Origin of the sequence: uncultured Nostoc sp. (assembly GCF_937863485.1) — a bacterium.
In the GTDB taxonomy this organism is placed as follows: Bacteria; Cyanobacteriota; Cyanobacteriia; order Cyanobacteriales; family Nostocaceae; genus Nostoc.
The window spans coordinates 1-19,636 of sequence record NZ_CALMFY010000012.1; the positions used below are offsets into that span (position 1 = coordinate 1).

Here is a 19,636-nt window from a genome sequence, read left to right on the forward strand (position 1 = left end):
CCATTAATGAGGCTCTGAACTCCATTAATGAGGCTCTGAACTCCATTAATGAGCCTTTGAACTCCATTAATGAGCCTTTGAACTTCATTAACAAACCTCTAGGTAGCGGCGAGTAGTCCCCAATCCCTAATTCCCAGCCCCCAAGCCTCAATACCCAAATACCAAATACCATGCAAAACCGTAACTCAAAAGCTACAAACACACTAGGAAAACCATTCGCCACTGCAACCACCAGCCGCCAACCTTTCCTAGAAATTAAAGACGTTAGCAAAGTCTATCCCACAAAAAAAGGCCCCTTCACCGTACTCGATGGCGTTAACCTTAACGTCGAACAAGGCGAGTTTATTTGCGTCATCGGTCACTCTGGCTGCGGCAAATCGACGCTACTAAATATGGTATCCGGTTTTAACTTTCCTACTTCCGGGCAAGTGTTGCTAGAAGGACAGCCAATCACCCAACCCGGCCCAGACAGGATGGTTGTCTTCCAAAACTATGCCTTGCTACCTTGGCGAACAGCTTTTGAAAATATCTACTTAGCTGTTAACGCCGTTTATCCCAACAAACCACAAGCTGAGAAAAGAGCGATCGTGCGCGATCATTTGGCAATGGTGGGACTAGCTGATGCGATGGAAAAGAAACCAATGCAAATGTCAGGTGGTATGAGACAAAGGGTTTCTATTGCCCGTGCTTTGGCGATTCGTCCCAAAGTCTTAATTTTAGATGAACCTTTTGGGGCTTTGGATGCAATCACCAAAGAAGAATTACAGGAAGAATTGCTCAAAATTTGGAATGAGAATCGCTGCACAGTGCTAATGATTACCCACGACATTGATGAGGCATTATTTTTAGCAGATAAATTAGTAATGATGACTAACGGGCCTCATGCAAAAATTGGCGAAGTCATGGAAATTCCCTTTTCTCGTCCACGCGATCGCGCCCGGATTATGGAAGATCCACAATACTACCAACTGCGTAATTATGCCCTAGATTTCCTCTTTAATCGCTTTGCCCATGATGATGTCAATTAGCAGCTTTTCAATTTGATAAAGGTTAGCGGGCGGCATTTACGCCCGTTTTTGACATTGCTGACGTCTTGTGGTTTGTTTGTTTATTATTTGGTTTGCGATCGCTTTGACCCGATACCATAAAAGAAAAGTGGTGACTTTTGTCAACCACTGGCGTCATTGGATATAGAAAATCGAACCAAATCTTAAATATGAAAATTTATAAAGAAGATTTGCAATCGGCTGCTTCGCAAGGTTTAATTTCCCCGCAACAAGTGGATGCACTTTGGGATGCACTATCTGAGCGTAACAGCGATCGGCCTCAATTTAATTTTGCCAATGTAGCTTTTTACTTTGGCGCGTTGATTGTGATCTCCGCCATGACTTGGTTTGTGGTACTGGCTTGGGAGTCGTTTGGCGGTGGCGGAATTTTTCTCTTAGCCAGCATTTATGCCTTTTGCTTCGTCATCATGGGTAGAAGGCTGTGGTTCAACCAAAATCTAAAAGTTCCTGGAGGACTGTTATTTACAATCGCAGTTTGCATGACTCCCCTAGCGATTTATGGACTGCAAAGATGGACGGGATTTTGGATTCAAGCCGACCCAGGTACGTATCGTGATTACTATCATTGGATCAAAGGCAGCTGGTTTTTCATGGAAGTGGGAACTATCATTGTAGCTTTAGTTGCACTCAAGTTTGTGCGGTTTCCGTTTCTGACTGCTCCCATTGCTTTTTCGCTGTACTTCATATCGATGGATTTAACACCACTACTATTTGGTAAAACTGATTTTAATTGGAAGCAACGACTATTAGTTTCTATGTGGTTTGGTATCGCGTGTTTAATCGTTGCGTACCTAGTCGATATTCGCACTCGCAGGCGGGATGGAGATTTTGCTTTTTGGCTGTATCTGTTTGGATTAATCCCTTTCTGGTTTAGTCTTTCTTTCATGGGAGACAGTAACGAATTCCAAAATTTTATATATTGTTTAATTAATTTAGGCTTAATGGTGCTGTCGGTGTTGTTGAGACGAAAAGTTTTTATAGTCTTTGGGGCAATAGGTATATTTGGATATTTTGGATACCTTGCCTCTACAGTTTTTAAGAATGCTGTACTATTTCCGATTGTGCTGACTATTCTGGGAATATTTGTGATCTATTTGGGTATTTTGTATCAACGCAACAGCCAAGCTATTGAGCGTTTCTTTGAAGGCCTACTACCGGAACAATTGAGACAAATTTTACCGAGAGATTAAGAGGTAACTAAAAAAGATGTGGGGGCGCGAAGACGCAAACAGGGATATCTTTATGTCCCCTTCAAGCATTAGCTCTATTACAATACAGATGTCCACTGTGCTGTCCATCCACGTAAATCCAGAAGATAATCGATGAGTAATCAACTACAAGACTACAATCCTAGCGGCGTAGGTGAAATAAATGGCAACCTCTTAGGTTTGCCCTGCGATTACGAGTCTGCAAACTTGATTGTCTTTGGTGTGCCTTGGGAAGTCACTGTTTCCTATGGCGCAGGTACAGCTAACGGCCCACAGAGAATTCTAGATGCTTCGACTCAACTAGATTTGTTCGATTTCGATAACCCTAATGGTTGGAAGCAGGGAATTTTCATGGTGGAAATCCCCCAGGATATTTTAGAGAAGAATACATACTACCGCGCCTTGGCAGCACAAATTATCGAGCGATTAGCCCAAGGGAAACAACTCTCAGATACACCAGATTTAACACCTGTGCTGACAGAAATTAATCAGGCTTGTCAACAGGTTAATAAATGGCTATTTGAAAATTGTCAACAAGCAATTAACAATGGTAAGCGAGTTGCAGTCATTGGTGGAGATCACAGTTCGCCGTTAGGTTATTTCCAAGCATTAGCGGCTAAGTACACGAACTATGGCATTTTGCACATTGATGCCCACGCAGATTTACGCGATGCCTATGAAGGATTTGAGTTTTCCCATGCGTCTATTATGTTTAATGCGATGAAAATCCCACAAATTTCCAAGCTAGTGCAGGTGGGTTTGCGTGATATTAGTCATGATGAAGTGCAAATGATTGACCAATCTAGCGATCGCATTATTGCATATTACGACCCAGCCATTAAGCAAAAGCTTTACTCTGGAACAACTTGGATTGATTTATGCCGAGAAATTATCAGTCATTTACCTGAGTCCGTTTACATTAGCTTTGATGCAGATGGTTTAGATCCAAAACTCTGTCCCAGTACAGGTACTCCTGTTCCAGGTGGGTTGGAATTAGAGCAGACTTTTTGTCTGTTCCGAGAATTGGTAAATAGTGGGAGAAAAATTATTGGCTTTGATATCTGCGAAGTCGGTGATGCTGAGTGGGATGGTAATGTTGGAGCGCGGGTAGTTTACAAGCTGGCAAACTTGATGGATTTGTCTCAGTAGAAAATATATCGTAATTTGTAGTTGAAAGACGAATAGTGGAGTAATCATACAAATACATTGGTAGGGGCACAGCATTGCTCATGCATGTCAACTTAACGTAAAAGCAAGCCTGCCTTGAAAAAGCTTTTAGAGGTGTCTCGTTCCCAGTCTCCGACTGGGAATGCCTAATCAGAGGCTCCGCCTCAGGACTAGCGGCGTTTGATCGCCGCAAAATATCTAACTTTTTGTATTTGATTTTAATATTGTTATGTGCTGCTATGTAACTTGATGGCTATAGCTTTCCACATTGCCCAGCTTCTATCCAAGATTCCTGTGTATAAATATGCTAGAAACTAAATCAAGTCCTCATACACATACAAACACATCAACCAAAGCTGATACCTTGGCTGACTCTGTTGTCTCCTCTTCTGCTCATCAGGAAATCTACGATGTTGTAGTGGTTGGTGCTGGTCCTATTGGGTTAGCAACTGCCATTGGCTTACGTAAACGTGGTATTGAAAATGTCCTTGTTGTCGATCAAACTCGCGCCTTTCGTGAAATTGGACAAGGATTGGATCTACTCCCCAATGGATTACAAGCTCTCAAACATTTAGATCCTAATGCTTACGAAGAAGTCAAAAAAACTGGACTTGATTTCTTGAATCTCAAGCAGTCTAATGGCCAGAAAACTATTGAACCTACTCAAGAGCAACAACCGACGAAGACTTCACCTCAATGGGTTTACAAAGATTTACAGGGGCAGATAATTCGGTCAATCTCGCTTAGTTTCGATGACTGGTTTAAAGATTATGGCGAGGGGCGAGTGTCAATTTCTTGGTACAATTTGCAGACAACCCTCAGACAGCTACTTCCCCAAGATCGAGTTAAAGCTAATCATCGTTGTATTAATGTTGTGAATCAGCCGGAAAACGGTTGTGTCCGGATAGATTGTGTAGCTAACACAGGAATAGAAGCCAACCCCTATGCGTATTGGACAGATGGGCAGAAACATAATGAAACGCAGCCCCAAAATTCAGATATTGCCCCCCAAGAATTAGCAACAAAATCGATTAGAGCTAAACTAATTGTTGCAGCAGACGGGATTAATTCTACAGTTCGGAGGCTGCTTTACACAGATAGTCAATACCATAATTTTGCGCGACCTGAATACTCTGGCTTTGCAGCTATATTTTGTAGGGAAATTGCTGAGATAGCAAAAGAACTACGGATGAAATTAGAAAAAGATTTCTTTCAAAACTCACCACTTGTAACAATCACTAATGATGAAATATCTGGAAATTCTGTTTGTATAAATAACATCAGGATAATTTTATTTCATAGACCAACTGGTGAACTAGGGTACATAATACATCTTGCTTTGCCTTTAGACTCGTTGCAAGGAAAGTCCGAAAGTTCTTTAATTGACTTAGCTTTGCAGGAGTTGGAGAAGGCAGGCTTTCCTGATGCACTTAAGGAATTAGTACGTATATCTCCTCCTGCCAAGATGCAGCAGCGCCCATACTATGTCCACCACGCTACCATTTCGGATTCTCTACAAGTTTCTAACCCAACTGACCTCAATACTGAAGCTGATCCTGCCAAAATTCTACCAGCCTGGAGTGTAGGACGAATCGTATTAGTTGGCGATGCCGCACATGGAATGCCTCCGTTTATGGCTCAAGGAGCTAATCAAGGATTTGAAGATGCACTAGTAGTTACAACACTCATCGCTAAAATTGCCGAGGAGAATAACTGGGATGATCCGCAAGCTATAGCCAAAGCCTTCGAGAAATATGAGTGTCTTCGTCGCCCATTGATGGCATACGTCCAACAGGCAACATTAAAACGCTCACCCTACTCGTCAGACAAAGAGTGGCAAGAATACGCCCAACAGGTGTATCGCCGCAATTTCGAGCAATTGATAGAGGGGCTGTTGTAGATACATAGAACAGGAGGCAGTTCTAACTCCTGACTCCTGACTAATTATTAAAGTAATTAATATATAGCAGTTTTATCTGATTTCGTTCAAATTCGCGGTGTCCAGATCCCTAACTTCTATGATAAGTCGGGGATCTAACTTTTCACGAATGATTTAGGATTGCTATAATTCTTTTTTCTGCTTTTACTGGGCGTGAGAATACTACGTTATTTGAGAGGTAACTGTCAGTTGCCTCTAACTTCGCCCTCTAATAATAATTATTATTACTATGAAAGCGAATATTTGATTTTCTGAAAGTTCTATGTAATTGCGGTCTTGGTGCATTCCCTTCTTATCCAAGTTCGTCAATATTTAGATGTGTTTACCTTAATCATGAATAAGCGTAGGTTTTAAATCTCTATTTTCATAACTATGAATTATGAATTACCTCAATCATCTTCTAGCTTCAGCAATTGTTCATCAAGAGTTTGTATCCGCCCACGCACAATTTCTTCTGAAAGAATTCGCTTCCGCATTGCCTCATTGAGCGCTCCTTTTTCTGCCAGTAGCAAACGGCGACGAATGGCATCAAGTTTACTGCTGTTGTTACTTTTGCCTGACAACTCATCAGGGCGACGATTATAAAGTTCCCGCAGTGTCTTTTCTGCACCTGCAATTCGTACCTGATAAGCTGAACGCATCTCTTCATAAACGGCTTTTGGTAACACGCCTGATTTCAACAAGCTATCTAATTCATCCTGTGCTGCCTTACCAGTCATCAACTGGGCTTGTAATTCTTCAACCTGTTGTTGAACTTCTGAAAATTTAGATAATTTTAAGCGTTTTACCACCCAAGGCAAACTTAAACCCTGTGCGACTAATGACACCAGCACACTGCCGAAGACTATAGCTATGAGGACTTCTCGCCCTGGTAATGTGGTGGGTAAGCTCAATGCCAGAGCCATTGAGAGTGAACCTTTGATATTACCTAAAAAGAGTAAATGTTGCCAGCGCAGGGGAATTGGGCGGTCAAACCAACGAACCACTGCTAGCAGTGGATAGACTGTAAGAACTCGCCCGACTTGATAAGCCAAAACTGCAAGTAGAATTGCAGGTAAAGTATTCCAGAGTGTTACCAAGTTTATTTCTACACCAATTAACAGAAAAATAAAGGTGTTGACGGTAAAACTGGCATATTCCCAGAAACTCAACAAGGTGATGCGACTAGAAGCAGAAGTATTGCGAGAAAGCGCTAAATTCCCGAAAATTAATCCAGCTACAACTACGGCGACAGCACCTGATACATCTAGAAATTCTCCAGCCTGGAAAGTGCCTAATGCAACTGCTACTGTCAGTAATAGACTACTAAGGGGATCATCCAAACGAGCGAATACAGGTATGCTTAAGTAGCCTAAGACTAACCCCACCAGGCAGCCTCCTAGAGAGATAAATAGGAATTGTTGGATTCCCTGTAGTAAGGTGAGTGAACCTGTCGAATATACTTGCAAAACCAGGTTGAACGTAACTAGGGCAGCAGCATCGTTAAATAGGGTTTCTCCTTCAACGATGGTGGAAAGCCGGGAGGGCACCGGTATTTCCTTAAAGATGGCAATCATTGAAACTGTATCAGTATTTGCCAGCATTACTCCTACAAATAAGGCAGGTATCCAACTCAGTCCCAGCCCAAATTTCAACAGGACGGCAATAATACCACTGGAAAGCACAGCCCCTGGGCCAGCTAGAAGGGCAATTGGTTTAAAGGTGCTGCGTAGGCGGCTGACATCTGTATTAATACCAGCTTCAAAGAGGAGAATTGGCAGGAAAAGATTCAAAACAAGGGTTGGATTTAAACCAATCGGACGAGATAATAGCTCAGTGATCGGCAAACCTGCTAATACTAAACCCACAACATAAGGAATTCGCAACCGCCGGGATAGCAAAGCTACACCTGTAGCAACGATTAGGAGAATAATTAAAACTTTGACTAATTCTGTAACATCCACTATTGCGTTTTGGAAAGTTAGTTTGACTTGACTGATAGATTCTCTCCTCATTCATGCCAAATTAGCAACTTCAGCGTGTGGATTCGGAATGTCGAATTTCCTCCACTTGACCAACTTCAAAAAAAATTAGAGTGAATGGTTGCCCCATTTCTCGTTCGATAAATTCTCTAATAACTCTACTTGTTGAGGTGTGACAGGTTCTCTTGCCCGGAGCCTAAGCCAATCACACCGATGGGGGCATGAGGGGAATAGCGTAGACGCAGAGCGGCTTGTTGTGAGATATCGCAGTTACCGCTAAACTACCAGGGATTTTCGTCTCAATTTTGGCGTAGCCACTGATACCACCAGCAGCTACCACAATTCCCAAATCTAACAATGTTGGTCTTGATCGAGCCAACACTTCGCTATCATAGCTGGGCAATCCCACCAGCCAACCCAGAGTGAAGGCGATCGCCAACGGCTGAGTCAGGTAGAGGTTAGAGAGGGTGGATTATTGATAGAATACGGCACAAACATTATTATACATAGGTTTGATCGACATAACACCACCGCCAGTCTTCGCCAGGTTCGATGGACTGCACAATCGGATGCTGCGTTGCGTGAAAGTGCCGGGTTGCGTGTTTATTTTTTGAGTAATCACAGCAGCCTACATGCCCACAGCTTAGACAGATTCGCAGGTGTACCCAGTGATCGCCAATTGCCAAGCATTCTTCGCAGCCTGACGCTGAGGGAGTGACTGGATGAATTTGGTTTAAATGATTACAAGTCATACTAATTCCTAATTCATTGGGATCAGTATCAGCGTAGCCAGTCAGTGTCATAACTCTTTTAATCAATCACTTTAGGCTTAACTTTGATTTTAGATTAGCACTAGCGATTTTGAAATTTAATTTTATCCCAACTAGAAATTATCTGGGTTAGGGTAAACTCTTCCTTTCCAAGCGCCGCCGCGCCCTTGCCAGTAACGGAGTGCTGAGTCTAGAGTCATCAGGGTATACAGAAAAGCGATCGCAGGTAAGCTCAATGCTAACCAGGGAGAACATTTATAAAAGCGGATTGTCGGGTAGTAAGCGAAAGTCATTAAAAACCATCCTAATAAACCTGTAAGTGCGATCGCCCAATTGCTCCAAACTGCACCCAGAATTACACACATAGGTGGAACTAGATAAATCAGAGGCATTCCTACTAAAGTTCCCAATAGTAGTAATGGAGAATAATTCAGTTGGGTATAGGCACTACGGGCAACCATATCCCAAATCGTCGCCAGCGAGTTATAAGGACGCAGACTCTGAGTTAATGTACTCAATCCTAGCCAGATCCGGCCGGGGGAGGCAGGGGAGAAAGAAGAATTACTTTGTCTTCCAATCTGCTTAACAGCGTCAGCAAGGGCGCAATCGTCAATTAAAGCTTGACGAATGACTTGAATACCCCCGATTCGCTCTAAAGCTTCTCGACTAATCAGAATAGATCCCCCAGCAGCTGCGGCTGTAGGATTGTTTGGATTATTAACCCAGCGGAAAGGATAGAGTTTTTGGAAGAAAAAGACGAAAGCTGGAATCAAAAGTTTTTCCCAAAAGCTCTCACACCTGAGTCGCACCATTACCGAAACCAGGTCTAAATCTTCTTGGACAGCTTTGGCAACCAGTCGGCGGAGATTACCAGGATCATGTTCAATATCTGCGTCGGTCAGCAAAAAATAGTCAGGTGCAAATAAACTCGCGCTGTTTATACCTTGCTCAACTGCCCAAAGTTTGCCTGACCAACCAGGAGGCAGTGAAACGCCAGAGATAATATGCAATTGCTCAGGTTTACCTAGAGTGTGTGCAACCCCTTCGGCAAAATTTGCTGTCCCATCTGTGCTGCGATCGTCTACCAAAAACACCTTTAAAGAACCAGGATAATCTTGGAGTAGGAGCGATCGCAAGCTGGTTGGTAGCAATTCAGCTTCGTTACGGGCTGGAACGACGGCACAAACCATCGGTAACGACTGTAGCTGAGTTTCTCCAATCTCTAATTGCTGGTCTGTCCGCCAAAATTGTCCCCAAAAACACAGTAATCCCAACCAAATTGTCAAGGATAACAGCATCAATCCTAATACAATTACACCCATGAGCTATTGCAAATTCTCAGTAACTCAGACAGAATACTATGTCTACTGAAATAGAGGAAAAAAATTTTTCATTGTATTGCCGTGTTCATAACTAGTGTTGAGTGTTGAGGTTAAATAGTATTTGATGCGAACACAAGACAGGGTAAAAGTCAATCAAGTTGCAGAAGCGATCGCAGCCAGTCAACAATATTTGCTTTCGATTCAAAATCTGGCAGGTTATTGGTGGGCAGAGTTAGAATCTAATGTCACCATCACTGCTGAAGTCGTCCTCCTCCATAAAATTTGGGGAACAGACCAAGCAAGACCGTTGCACAAAGTTGAAGCCTACTTACGTCAAGAACAACGGCAGCATGGCGGCTGGGAACTTTACTACGGTGATGGCGGAGAACTTAGCACCTCGGTTGAAGCCTACATGGCACTAAGACTACTAGGTGTACCAGCAACCGATCCGGCGATGATTCGGGCGCAAGCCTTTATTCTCCAACGGGGTGGTATCAGCAAAACTCGGATTTTTACCAAGTTGCACCTAGCCTTGATTGGCTGCTACAACTGGCGCGGTATTCCCTCGCTACCAGCTTGGGTGATGCTGTTGCCAAAAGCTTTCCCCGTCAATATCTATGAGATGTCTAGCTGGGCACGTTGCAGTACAGTACCATTACTGATTGTATGCGATCGCAAACCTGTTTTTATCACCAACCCAACTATCAACCTAGATCAGCTATACGTTGAAGGTATTGATCAAGTCCGGTGGGAATTACCCCAGAGTGGCGATTGGACAGATTTATTCCTCACCCTTGATCATGGGTTCAAGTTGGCAGAAAGCCTGAATTTAGTACCCTTGCGCCAAGAAGGCATCAAAGCTGCCGAAAAGTGGATTTTAGAGCGGCAAGAAGCTACAGGCGATTGGGGCGGCATTATTCCGGCGATGCTGAATTCAATGCTGGCTTTGCGGTGTCTGGATTATCACCCAAACGACCCGATTGTGGAACGAGGTTTGCAAGCAATTGATAACTTTGAGATTGAAACAGAGAATAGCTACCGAGTACAGCCCTGTATTTCGCCCGTCTGGGATACTGCTTGGGCGATGCGGGCCTTAGTAGAATCCGGTTTTGCACCAGATCATCCGGCTGTGGTAAAGGCTGGAGAATGGTTATTGCAAAAACAAATTTTGGATTACGGAGATTGGGCTGTCAAAAATCGCCAGGGAAAACCAGGGGCTTGGGCTTTTGAGTTTGACAATCGCTTTTATCCTGATGTAGACGACTCGGCTGTTGTGGTGATGGCACTACATGTAGCAAAACTCCCTAATGAAAAAATCAAGCAGGCTGCAATCGGTCGGGCGTTAAATTGGATTGCATCTATGCAATGTAAACCAGGCGGGTGGGCTGCTTTTGATTTGGACAACGACCAAAATTGGCTCAATTCCATCCCCTATGGCGACTTGAAAGCGATGATTGATCCAAACACCGCAGATGTTACTGCCAGAGTCGTAGAAATGCTTGGTGCTTGTAACCTGGCAATTGATAGTGATAATTTAGAGCGATCGCTTAGTTATCTTCTGCGCGAACAAGAAACCGAAGGCTGTTGGTTTGGTCGTTGGGGTGTAAATTATATCTACGGTACCAGTGGCGTTTTATCAGCCTTGGCCTTGATTGACCCTCAAAGGCATAAACTCAGTATAGAACGGGGAGCAGCTTGGTTAGTTGGATGTCAAAACCCAGATGGTGGTTGGGGTGAGACTTGCCGTAGCTATGATGATCCCAGTCTCAAAGGAAAAGGAAATAGTACTGCATCTCAAACTGCTTGGGCTTTAATTGGTCTCTTGGCAGCAGGTGAAGCAACTGGTAAATTAGCTCTTGAGGCCATTGAGCGGGGAATTGGCTACCTAGTGGCAACTCAACAGCCTGATGGTACTTGGTTTGAGGCAGATTTTACAGGTACTGGCTTCCCTTGCCATTTTTATCTCAAATATCATATGTATCAGCAATACTTTCCTTTGATGGCTCTGGGTCGTTATCAAAAGGTGATTTACAATTTAACTTAGAATTCAGCAGACACGGTTAATTGCGTCTGTATAGGATTCAGAAGTAAAATGTGGAAATTAAACATTGAAATTAGAAAATAGTCTGATTTTTCTATCAATAGTTTAGGAAACGAGGATTGAGAATGGCTAAGAAAGTTGTGATTGTAGGTGCTGGTCCGAGTGGAGTTCTTCTGGCTCACTATTTGTTGCAACGTGATCAAGACTATCAGGTGGAAATTTATGAGCGACGTAACGATCCGCGCTCAATTTCCCTGTCAAAATCTAGAACATTTCCGCTTGTTATTAATCAGCGAGGAATTACTGCACTCAGCAATATTAAAGGACTTGTAGAAATCCTCAAATCTACAAGTCTTGAGAGTATCGGCTCCCTAAATCATGATAAAAATGGAAAAACGCAATTAATACCTCGGAATCAGCCTATTTATATTCTTGATCGGACTCAACTAGTTATTATGCTATTGGAAACGCTGACCGCAAAATATAATAGCGATCGTCTCAATATTTATTTTGATAATCAATGCAATGTGGTTGATTTTGAGGCAAAAACAGTAATATTTTCAAAGGTTGTCAATGCAGATGATACAACAAATGTTACCGTTAATTATGACTTATTAATTGGTGCAGATGGAGCGCGATCGCAAGTGAGAGAGCAATTTCTCTCAACAGATCAATTTGAGGTGGAGCAAAAATATGTTCCCTTAGCTTACAAATCTATCTTTTTACCTGCGAATGTAATATCCCTCAAACCAGGCTACATTCATAATTGGAGAGGGAGTGATGGAATCGCAGCCATACTGGTGCATCGTACAGACGGTTCCCTGAGTGGAACCGTTAATTTTCCCAGAGAGAATAACCCGATTGAAAATTTTTCTACTACAGAGGAAGTATCGCAATTCTTTAGCGATCAGTTTCCAGAAATTGCTCAGATTTTACCAGAATCGGAAGCCGAAGCATTTCTAAATCGACCAATCTCAAGCATTATAACAATTCGTTGTAATCGCTATCATCATGGTGATAGTGTTCTATTGATTGGTGATGCAGCTCACGCCACCTCTCCTTCGCTGGGTCAAGGTTGCAATGCTTCCTTTGAGGATGTAGCTTTCTTTGATAAGTTATTAGATGAATATTCTGATGATATTGCGAAAGCGATCGCGCAATTTTCTCTACGTCGAAAGCCAGATGCTCATGCCTTAGTCGAGCTAAGTGACAATGCCTATCCATTATCCGGTAAACTGCTATTTTTAGAGTTTTTTATCAGATTACGATTTGCTCAAATTTTGCATCAACTATTTCCTAAATACTTCTCACCTTCATTCTGGCAACTTACTTCTGAAAGCACGGTTCCCTACTCAGAAATTTTGAATATCTATAAAAATTGGATTGCAAAAGTGAAGCGGGCAAATGAGAAGTTTTTACATAATTGATGCGGCCAATAAGTCCTAAAGGAAAAAGAGAACCTGGGAAAATATCCAGTCCGGTATTGAAGATATCACCTTTTTTGAAGGTACGATTTCCTCACAGTTATATCTCTATCTAAAGTGACTTGTAGATTGTTGTATGCTTACCACCAAGTAAGGCGATCGCTTTCACTAAGTTTGCGATATTCAGTGGTTCATCCAAAGCACCAGTAATATCAGTTAATAAAAATCTGTTAAAGTTCTAATCTACGTTTTTCCTCTGTTTAGGAGAATATACTATAACACAATACCGTTGGGTTAGCGCTAAAAACCTTTCAGGTGTAGTGTATAACTGACCTAAGGATATAGATGATCACAAAGTAAAAGTTTTAATTTTTAGTGGGTGTTTATTTTTTAAGAAAAAATAAACACCCCAGTCATCAAAATTCAGCTTTATATTAAGTGATTGGCGGATATAGCGAGTTTTAAGAAAAGGGGTATACAGCACTTTGTAAGTAACTGAAGTACACCTCTCTCCAATCTTCCCCAAGACATCGGGGAGGCTGCGCGACAGTACGGGTAGTGTATTTTTGTACCTCAAAAACTTCAAATTTGCTGTAAAACCCTTCCCTTACCCTTCTGCTGGTAGCAATGCTGCCTACGTATCGGAGGCAAGAGTTACTAAGGCTAGACTTAACACCAATCACCTCGTTTAGAAAACCTGTTGGAGAGTAAGGAGATTATGATTTCTGAATCCTCCTACTACAACCGAATGAACTTGGTATAATAGCCATCGTCATCCGGAGACTAAAAAAGTAGCCTCAAGTAGCCTAAAAAGTTCAAAAGTTCTAAATTCCAACCGCTGCTGCTTCGGCACCCAGTGGCGAAACATAATCACGGAAAAGAGTCATCTGTTGCTCAAACTCTAATAATTGAATTTTGCCAAACAACGGTTTAGATTCTGAGGGAAGTTCATAATCAGAAGGTACAGGAATGATAGTACCATCATCCATACCTTGAGATAATCGATACCAAAACAATAGCTTAGTGGTATCACCCAAAGAGCCATATTCACGAGAAATTTCGGTGTCAGCTTTATTAATCAAGTCACGCTGAACTTGTAATTGTTGTTCGTGAGATAATTCCTTAACTTGATTAAACAAACCTTCAGCAATTTCTGGGGAAGCAGTGCTGGCACCAGGCGCAGCTGGCGTAATTGAGCCACCCATTTCTTTGTAAATAAACCAAAACAAAGCCAGTTGTTGATCCACATCCAACTGTTGCCAAGCTTGAACATGTTCACGAATAGTTGGATCGCCTGTTTGGGTAGATGTCATTATTAACTCCAATTGCAATTCATCAGTGTTACTAGCAAGATTATCAAATGTACATCTGCACTTTTAACCTACTGAAGACAGATGTATTGGAATCATAAAGAATAACAATTATAAACAAAATATAAATCGGGCTGTAGTCCTGCATTAAAAGCATTGTAGTTAGATAAGCACTCTACAAAAGCCAAAATAATGCTTGCCTTAGGTAAGGTGAAGAGTTGACAATTGGAATACTATAAAATTGAGAGATTTTCACCAGGTATGTCGGTAGATAGATGTTAATTTTCTTGTGACAGTGCTTAGAAAAGCACTGCCCAATTCAGCGACATCCAATTTGTGAATATACAGTAGGAATACGGCTTCTACTTTTATTGAGCTTATTCTCGCCGATCTTGATAATCTTCAGAAGACTTTGGATCTAACTCCCAGCGATCGCCGTCACGGTCTTCTAAGATATCGTTGGTATGCAGAAACTCAGAATCAGCCATTTCTAGCCCCACTGCTGCTTCTAGCTCCTCAGTTACATTTTGATCGGGAGTGGAAGTACTACCACCAACAGCTTCATCCCCAACTGCATCTGCATCTTGCCAATAAGCATCAACATCGCCACCAGTGAGTTCAGGACTAGTTTCTGTATATTCGCGCCTTTCGTCCTGCATGGAACGCCCGCCAATATTGTATCCTAGCAAGTCTTTCACGCCAGTGCCATAGGATTCGGTAATTTCCTGCGGCAAATCATTGGTTTTAATTTCGTCATTATGATTTTTTTCTGCCATGATGCTAGCCATTTTCTGCATTCTCACAATAACGCTTTCCTGTCAATAATTTGTATTACTAGAGATGTATAGCTTTAGAAATAAAATAATCTATCCCCTTGGAACGAAGCTAAACTAGCGATCGCACCATACGATTGGAAATATGAAATCATGGTTAAACAACTTGTAGTTGAAATTTTTAGTTATGAGTTAGGGGTTATCAAACCGAAATTATTCATTAGCCAACTTCTCACTCATAACTATTTTTTTTATTAATTAGAGGGAAAATAAAAATTCAAGTTTAGCCATTTTAATTTAGTCTTCATGCTTTTAACTCCCTGAATGCTAAACGACAAGACATTCAATAATTTTGATCAGCGGAGGTAGACAGTGAAAGACGACAAGTTGATTACAGATGTATAAAGGCTTACCCAATTAGATGATCGTGAAGAAACAGAATCTGTTACTCGTGCCATACTAGAAACCCTTAAAGAACAGATAGCAGGTGACGAAGCACAGGAACTAGCAGCAAATTTTTTTCCGAGAAAAATCTTGGATGTTGAACTGTCCTAATTGATGAACATTGTAGTTAGTTAAATACTAGGAATAAGCAAGGAACACCATCTATGACTGACCATAACAATAATTCCGCTAGTAAAAAAGTTGCCATCCTCATTGAACAAGCAGTAGAGGATGCAGAATTTACAGTTCCTTATAATGGACTAAAACAAGCAGGAATTGAGGTAGTAGTCCTCGGTTCCCGAGTGAATGAAAAATATTTGGGTAAACAGGGCAAACTTAGCATCCAAGCTGATGGTACTACCACAGAAGCGATCGTAGCCGAATACGATGCAGTCGTGATTCCTGGTGGGGTAGCTCCCGATAAAATGCGGCGCAACCCTAACACAGTCCGCTTTGTACAAGAAGCTATCCAACAAGGAAAATTGGTAGCTGCGGTTTGCCACGGCCCACAAGTTTTGATTGAAGGCGACTTGCTCAAAGGTAAGCAAGTTACCGGCTTTAGCGCTATTGCCAAGGACATCATTAACGCTGGCGCAAATTATCTAGATGAGTCGCTGGTAGTTGATGGAAATTTGATTACATCTCGTGAACCCGGAGACTTGCCAATTTTCACCACAGCTATTTTAAGCCGTTTGGGTTATGGTGGCAAAGATGCTGCATTACCTAATGAAAAAGACACAAGTGCTGAATGGTGGAAGCTGGCTGATGCTTGGGGTGGCTCAACTAAAGGTGATATCAGCAAAGGTTTAAATACTGCCCTTACTGGTGAACGTTATTCGCTAGAAACATTTGAGAACTACTTGGAAAAGGAATCAGATAGCCAAGTAAAATCAGTCTTTCAAGAAATCATTGCTACTAAACAGCGCCACATTAAAAAGCTGGAAACCTATCTTCAACGATTAGGCGAAAAACCCTCTTTAGGGGCAAATATTGCCAATCAGTATGCCAAAGTGAAAACTGCCTTGACAGGAAGTGATGACATATATCAGTTACGTTCTGCTTTAGGAGATGTGCAAACTGGTATCGGCGATATTGGCAATTTGTCTGTAATGTACACAGACCCAGTAGCAACTGCTATTTTCAAAGAAATTTACCAAGATTTAGCGAAATACGAACAGCAATTGGTAGAACTATATCGGGCGCGGATAACCGGTCAGGTTCAGCCTCCTAAGCCGACAACAGGGGCTGCTGTGTCAATATAAGGTTTTATTGAACGTAGACACGAAAGCGGTGAGCCAGTCCGGTGGACGGGTTCCCCAGTATAAAGGAACTGGGGAACTGTAGGGCTTGCCAATTCGCATAGCGTCTCGTAGAAAAGGACACAGAGGTAGAAAGAAGAGAGTATTTGCACCTCTGTAGTTAATTTACTGTAATGGAGATAAAAAAAGTGACTTCGACCTCAGGGGATAAACCAAGTACAAACCAGCCTGAAGCTAGTGAAGTAGAGCGTTGGGGATCTCTTCTCGGTGGCGGTGCTATGGTGCTGATGGGTTTAAAGCAAGGTTCATTGCGGGGAGTGCTGACGGCTTTAGCCGGTGGCGGTTTAATCTATCAAGGTGCAACTAAACAAAGCACAATCCAGCAAGCACAGGAAGCAATAGGTATAAACCAACCCATCAAAATTGAAAAGACGGTAACGATCAATAAACCAGCAGATGAACTGTATCGCTATTGGCACAACTTTGAGAATTTGCCTACATTTATGAAGCATCTCAAATCTGTCAAGGTACATGACAAAAAACGTTCTCATTGGGTTGCGAATGCGCCCTTGGGTAGCAGTGTGGAATGGGATGCAGAAATTCTCGAAGACCGGGAAAATGAATTTATTTCTTGGGCTTCTGTAGAAGGTGCCGATGTTGATAATTCTGGTTTTGTCCGCTTCAAAGAAGTATCAGATCGCGGCACGGAAGTGAAGGTTGTTTTGGAGTATAACCCACCAGGTGGAGCATTGGGAGCTACCGTAGCTAAACTTTTTGGTGAGGAACCAAAACAGCAAATTGGTGATGAATTGGGCCGCTTCAAGATGCTAATGGAAGCAGGCGAAATTGCCACTACCGAAGGTCAAACAAGTGGACGCAAGTAGTTATTTGCCCAATGAATGACGCCAGATGATTAGTGGCTACATCATGGGAGCCGAAAAAGCGATCGCTATTGATCGCTTTCCCAAACGCCTAGAAATGGCGAAAAAGTTTGCCAAAGCAGAAATGATTAACTACAAAAAAGTTAATGCTGGCGAAACGTTGAAAGAGACGACTGGTGGCCGTAGCCCCGATGCTTGCATCAATGCCGTTGGTTTAGAAGACTTCTACGACCAGACAAAACAAAAGCTCAGATTGGAAACCGACCGTCCCCACGTTCTGCGGGAAATGATGGTGGCCTGTGGTAAAGGCGGGACTTTTTCAATTATGGGTGTTAATGGTGCTTTTGTTGATAAAATACCATTTGGTGCAGCCTTTAATAAGGGACTAACCTTTAGGATGGGACAAATGCATGGACAAAAATATATCAATAAATATATATATTTTTGATTGCAGATGATTTGGGATGGAAAACTTGATCTATCCTTGGTTGTTACCCATCAATTGCCTTTAGAGGAAGCACCCCACGGCTACCGCATTTTTCAACAAAAAAAGGATAACTGGATCAAAGTTGTTCTTAAACCCTGAATGGTAAATAATCATTCAGCGTTTTAAATTGTCCACCTAACATAATGTAATTGAGGCTTTTTATGAATCGAGTAATTTCATGGCTGCGGAATATTCGCATCTCCCAAATCCTTGTAGTTTTTCTAGTAGGATTCATGTTTTTATTGGGTCAGGCTTTTAGCTACCCTAACATAGCCCAAGCTGATGTTAAAACTCCAGAGGGTACTTATTATAAAGTAATCCCAAATGAGCAAGGTGAAATTAGAAACGAGAACCAAACAACAAATTCTCAAAATCCATTAAAAAACGCTGCTGATAATATCCGTGAAAAGCTAAACTTGGATGAAAAAACTCCTAGAGCTACAAAAGAGTTTCTTAAATCTACAGAAAAGAACGTCGAAAAAACAGTTGAGCCATTGACTGGAGAGAAAGAAGGTTATTACCAAAATCCTTCTAGCAAAAAGCTGAGATAGAGAAGCTAGACTTGTAGCAAATTTTGAGTCTAAATTTTTGACTCGTAGATTGTTGAATAAGATTTGAGTAGTTACTGAGACGTAATAATTATTGCGTCTCAGTATTAAGATAAATCGAGTATTTATCTTGATATTAACCAGCCGAAATCATAATTAAGGACTAAATAATTATGAAAATTTTGTTGGTACGGAGCAGACGATGTGCAGGTAAAAACAGTTACCTACCCAAAAATTATTAACTCGCGTGATGCCATTTTTAAAATTACTTCCACGGCAATTTGTGGTTATGATTTGCATCTTTTCAACGCCTATATCGCTAAAAGTTCAGTGTTAGGCTAATGCAGCTCATTTACCAAGCAGTTCACACTGGTAAAATAATCAAACTTTAAAACTAAAAGAGGCAAAAAATATGTCTGATACATCTGATAAAACCGTTATCAAAGTAGATTCTACCCATTCCCCAAAAGGTCAACTTGGTCAGAAATATCTTGCATCTGGCAAAACCATTTCCATGCGCCTGTGGGAGAATGAGCAACCGAATGAAGCTAAAGAGCCAGCAGCGCGAGAATATGAAACTGTTGGTTATGTAATCACTGGTCGTGCAGAATTGCATATTGAAGGACAAACGATTTTGCTGGAGCCTGGAAGTTCGTGGGTAGTACCAAAAGGAGCCAGCCACACCTATAAAATTTTAGAATCATTCACTGCTGTTGAGGCAACCAGTCCACCCGCTCAAGTTCACGGGCGAGACGAAAACTAATTTGCAGTTATCTGAAATTTTGCGATCGCTAAAAATTTCTAGCCACTTTCAATTACATGGAATATAGAGCCTTCACAGGGGAACAAGAATGTTGTTCCCCTTTTTAGTCTGCTTTGTAGCTGATACCATTTCTTTGTGAGGCTGCGCCAAATTTTCTTGGCTTCTTATACCAATTCAATTAATGATTGCAACACATCTTTGGGTGAAGACGCGATTCATCGCGTCTCTACAAATGGTCTATTTGTCGCATTCTTTTTTTAAATTGGTATTAT

The 19,636-nt window shown here is 41.8% G+C and carries 15 protein-coding genes and 4 pseudogenes; 13 read left to right on the top strand and 6 right to left on the bottom strand.

Features of this window, described 5'->3' with window-relative positions:
* The first annotated feature begins 170 nt into the window (after positions 1-170).
* The 4 genes from Q0541_RS01490 (at position 171) to Q0541_RS01505 (ending at position 5,342) form a co-directional block, all read left to right on the top strand.
* Entirely contained in the window at positions 171-1,028 is an 858-nt protein-coding gene (locus Q0541_RS01490; protein ID WP_298904546.1) for a nitrate ABC transporter ATP-binding protein, read from the top strand.
* Positions 1,029-1,216: 188 nt separating this feature from the next.
* Positions 1,217-2,257 carry a DUF2157 domain-containing protein gene (locus tag Q0541_RS01495; RefSeq protein WP_298904549.1) on the top strand — a complete coding sequence of 347 codons (1,041 nt, stop codon included), beginning with the start codon at positions 1,217-1,219 and terminating at the stop codon, positions 2,255-2,257.
* Between the two features lie 132 nt (positions 2,258-2,389).
* Positions 2,390-3,424, top strand: a complete 1,035-nt coding sequence (gene speB, locus Q0541_RS01500; protein ID WP_298904552.1) for an agmatinase SpeB — start codon at positions 2,390-2,392, stop codon at positions 3,422-3,424.
* Positions 3,425-3,746: 322 nt separating this feature from the next.
* On the top strand, positions 3,747-5,342 hold the full coding sequence (locus Q0541_RS01505) for an NAD(P)/FAD-dependent oxidoreductase (protein WP_298904554.1): 1,596 nt from the start codon (positions 3,747-3,749) through the stop codon (positions 5,340-5,342).
* 428 nt (positions 5,343-5,770) lie between these two features.
* Here Q0541_RS01505 and Q0541_RS01510 read toward each other — a convergent pair whose 3' ends face one another.
* The 4 genes and pseudogenes from Q0541_RS01510 to Q0541_RS01525 form a co-directional block, all read right to left on the bottom strand.
* Positions 5,771-7,324 carry a cation:proton antiporter gene (locus Q0541_RS01510; protein WP_298904580.1) on the bottom strand — a complete coding sequence of 518 codons (1,554 nt, stop codon included), beginning with the start codon at positions 7,322-7,324 and terminating at the stop codon, positions 5,771-5,773.
* Between the two features lie 70 nt (positions 7,325-7,394).
* Positions 7,395-7,781: pseudogene (locus Q0541_RS01515) on the bottom strand (DUF389 domain-containing protein); the annotation flags it as partial.
* Positions 7,782-7,842: 61 nt separating this feature from the next.
* Positions 7,843-8,145, bottom strand: coding sequence for a ubiquitin carboxyl-terminal hydrolase 14 (locus Q0541_RS01520; protein ID WP_298904556.1), 303 nt, complete (start codon positions 8,143-8,145; stop codon positions 7,843-7,845).
* A gap of 80 nt (positions 8,146-8,225) precedes the next feature.
* Positions 8,226-9,434 (bottom strand): glycosyltransferase, encoded by a 1,209-nt coding sequence (locus Q0541_RS01525; RefSeq protein WP_298904558.1) that lies wholly within the window; start codon positions 9,432-9,434, stop codon positions 8,226-8,228.
* Between the two features lie 124 nt (positions 9,435-9,558).
* Here Q0541_RS01525 and shc point away from each other — a divergent pair, with 124 nt between their 5' ends.
* Together shc and Q0541_RS01535 are read left to right on the top strand one after the other, a co-directional pair.
* Complete coding sequence (shc, locus tag Q0541_RS01530; RefSeq protein ID WP_298904560.1) at positions 9,559-11,478, top strand: squalene--hopene cyclase; 1,920 nt, start codon at positions 9,559-9,561, stop codon at positions 11,476-11,478.
* Positions 11,479-11,600: 122 nt separating this feature from the next.
* Positions 11,601-12,902, top strand: coding sequence for an NAD(P)/FAD-dependent oxidoreductase (locus Q0541_RS01535; protein ID WP_298904562.1), 1,302 nt, complete (start codon positions 11,601-11,603; stop codon positions 12,900-12,902).
* Between the two features lie 821 nt (positions 12,903-13,723).
* Here Q0541_RS01535 and Q0541_RS01540 read toward each other — a convergent pair.
* Together Q0541_RS01540 and Q0541_RS01545 are read right to left on the bottom strand one after the other, a co-directional pair.
* Positions 13,724-14,212, bottom strand: coding sequence for an orange carotenoid protein N-terminal domain-containing protein (locus tag Q0541_RS01540; RefSeq protein ID WP_298904565.1), 489 nt, complete (start codon positions 14,210-14,212; stop codon positions 13,724-13,726).
* Positions 14,213-14,586: 374 nt separating this feature from the next.
* The gene (locus Q0541_RS01545; protein ID WP_298904583.1) at positions 14,587-14,985 is read right to left on the bottom strand and encodes a DUF6335 family protein; all 399 of its coding nucleotides are present in this window, start codon (positions 14,983-14,985) and stop codon (positions 14,587-14,589) included.
* 420 nt (positions 14,986-15,405) lie between these two features.
* On the opposite strand from Q0541_RS01545, the pseudogene Q0541_RS01550 reads away from it, so the two are divergent.
* The 7 genes and pseudogenes from Q0541_RS01550 to Q0541_RS01580 form a co-directional block, all read left to right on the top strand.
* A pseudogene (locus Q0541_RS01550) lies at positions 15,406-15,537 on the top strand (hypothetical protein); the annotation flags it as partial.
* 53 nt (positions 15,538-15,590) lie between these two features.
* Positions 15,591-16,688: a DJ-1/PfpI/YhbO family deglycase/protease gene (locus tag Q0541_RS01555; protein ID WP_298904568.1), complete on the top strand. Its 1,098-nt coding sequence runs from the start codon at positions 15,591-15,593 to the stop codon at positions 16,686-16,688.
* Between the two features lie 185 nt (positions 16,689-16,873).
* Entirely contained in the window at positions 16,874-17,569 is a 696-nt protein-coding gene (locus Q0541_RS01560; RefSeq protein WP_298904571.1) for an SRPBCC family protein, read from the top strand.
* Between the two features lie 25 nt (positions 17,570-17,594).
* A pseudogene (locus tag Q0541_RS01565) lies at positions 17,595-18,152 on the top strand (zinc-binding dehydrogenase); the annotation flags it as partial.
* 62 nt (positions 18,153-18,214) lie between these two features.
* Positions 18,215-18,604 (top strand): hypothetical protein, encoded by a 390-nt coding sequence (locus Q0541_RS01570; protein ID WP_298904574.1) that lies wholly within the window; start codon positions 18,215-18,217, stop codon positions 18,602-18,604.
* Positions 18,605-18,805: 201 nt separating this feature from the next.
* A pseudogene (locus tag Q0541_RS01575) lies at positions 18,806-18,919 on the top strand (threonine dehydrogenase and related Zn-dependent dehydrogenase-like protein); the annotation flags it as partial.
* Positions 18,920-19,013: 94 nt separating this feature from the next.
* The gene (locus tag Q0541_RS01580) at positions 19,014-19,364 is read left to right on the top strand and encodes a cupin domain-containing protein (RefSeq protein ID WP_298904577.1); all 351 of its coding nucleotides are present in this window, start codon (positions 19,014-19,016) and stop codon (positions 19,362-19,364) included.
* Positions 19,365-19,636 lie beyond the last annotated feature (272 nt).

Excerpts from the sequence above, each read along its gene's own strand:
- Q0541_RS01525 (WP_298904558.1), bottom strand. The coding sequence starts at position 9,434 with ATGGGTGTAATTGTATTAGGATTGATGCTGTTATCCTTGACAATTTGG.
- Q0541_RS01540 (WP_298904565.1), bottom strand. The coding sequence starts at position 14,212 with ATGACATCTACCCAAACAGGCGATCCAACTATTCGTGAACATGTTCAA.
- speB (WP_298904552.1), top strand. The coding sequence starts at position 2,390 with ATGAGTAATCAACTACAAGACTACAATCCTAGCGGCGTAGGTGAAATA.
- Q0541_RS01545 (WP_298904583.1), bottom strand. The coding sequence starts at position 14,985 with ATGGCAGAAAAAAATCATAATGACGAAATTAAAACCAATGATTTGCCG.
- Q0541_RS01580 (WP_298904577.1), top strand. The coding sequence starts at position 19,014 with ATGTCTGATACATCTGATAAAACCGTTATCAAAGTAGATTCTACCCAT.
- Q0541_RS01490 (WP_298904546.1), top strand. The coding sequence starts at position 171 with ATGCAAAACCGTAACTCAAAAGCTACAAACACACTAGGAAAACCATTC.
- Q0541_RS01555 (WP_298904568.1), top strand. The coding sequence starts at position 15,591 with ATGACTGACCATAACAATAATTCCGCTAGTAAAAAAGTTGCCATCCTC.
- shc (WP_298904560.1), top strand. The coding sequence starts at position 9,559 with ATGCGAACACAAGACAGGGTAAAAGTCAATCAAGTTGCAGAAGCGATC.
- Q0541_RS01570 (WP_298904574.1), top strand. The coding sequence starts at position 18,215 with ATGAATCGAGTAATTTCATGGCTGCGGAATATTCGCATCTCCCAAATC.
- Q0541_RS01520 (WP_298904556.1), bottom strand. The coding sequence starts at position 8,145 with ATGACACTGACTGGCTACGCTGATACTGATCCCAATGAATTAGGAATT.
- Q0541_RS01495 (WP_298904549.1), top strand. The coding sequence starts at position 1,217 with ATGAAAATTTATAAAGAAGATTTGCAATCGGCTGCTTCGCAAGGTTTA.
- Q0541_RS01535 (WP_298904562.1), top strand. The coding sequence starts at position 11,601 with ATGGCTAAGAAAGTTGTGATTGTAGGTGCTGGTCCGAGTGGAGTTCTT.
- Q0541_RS01505 (WP_298904554.1), top strand. The coding sequence starts at position 3,747 with ATGCTAGAAACTAAATCAAGTCCTCATACACATACAAACACATCAACC.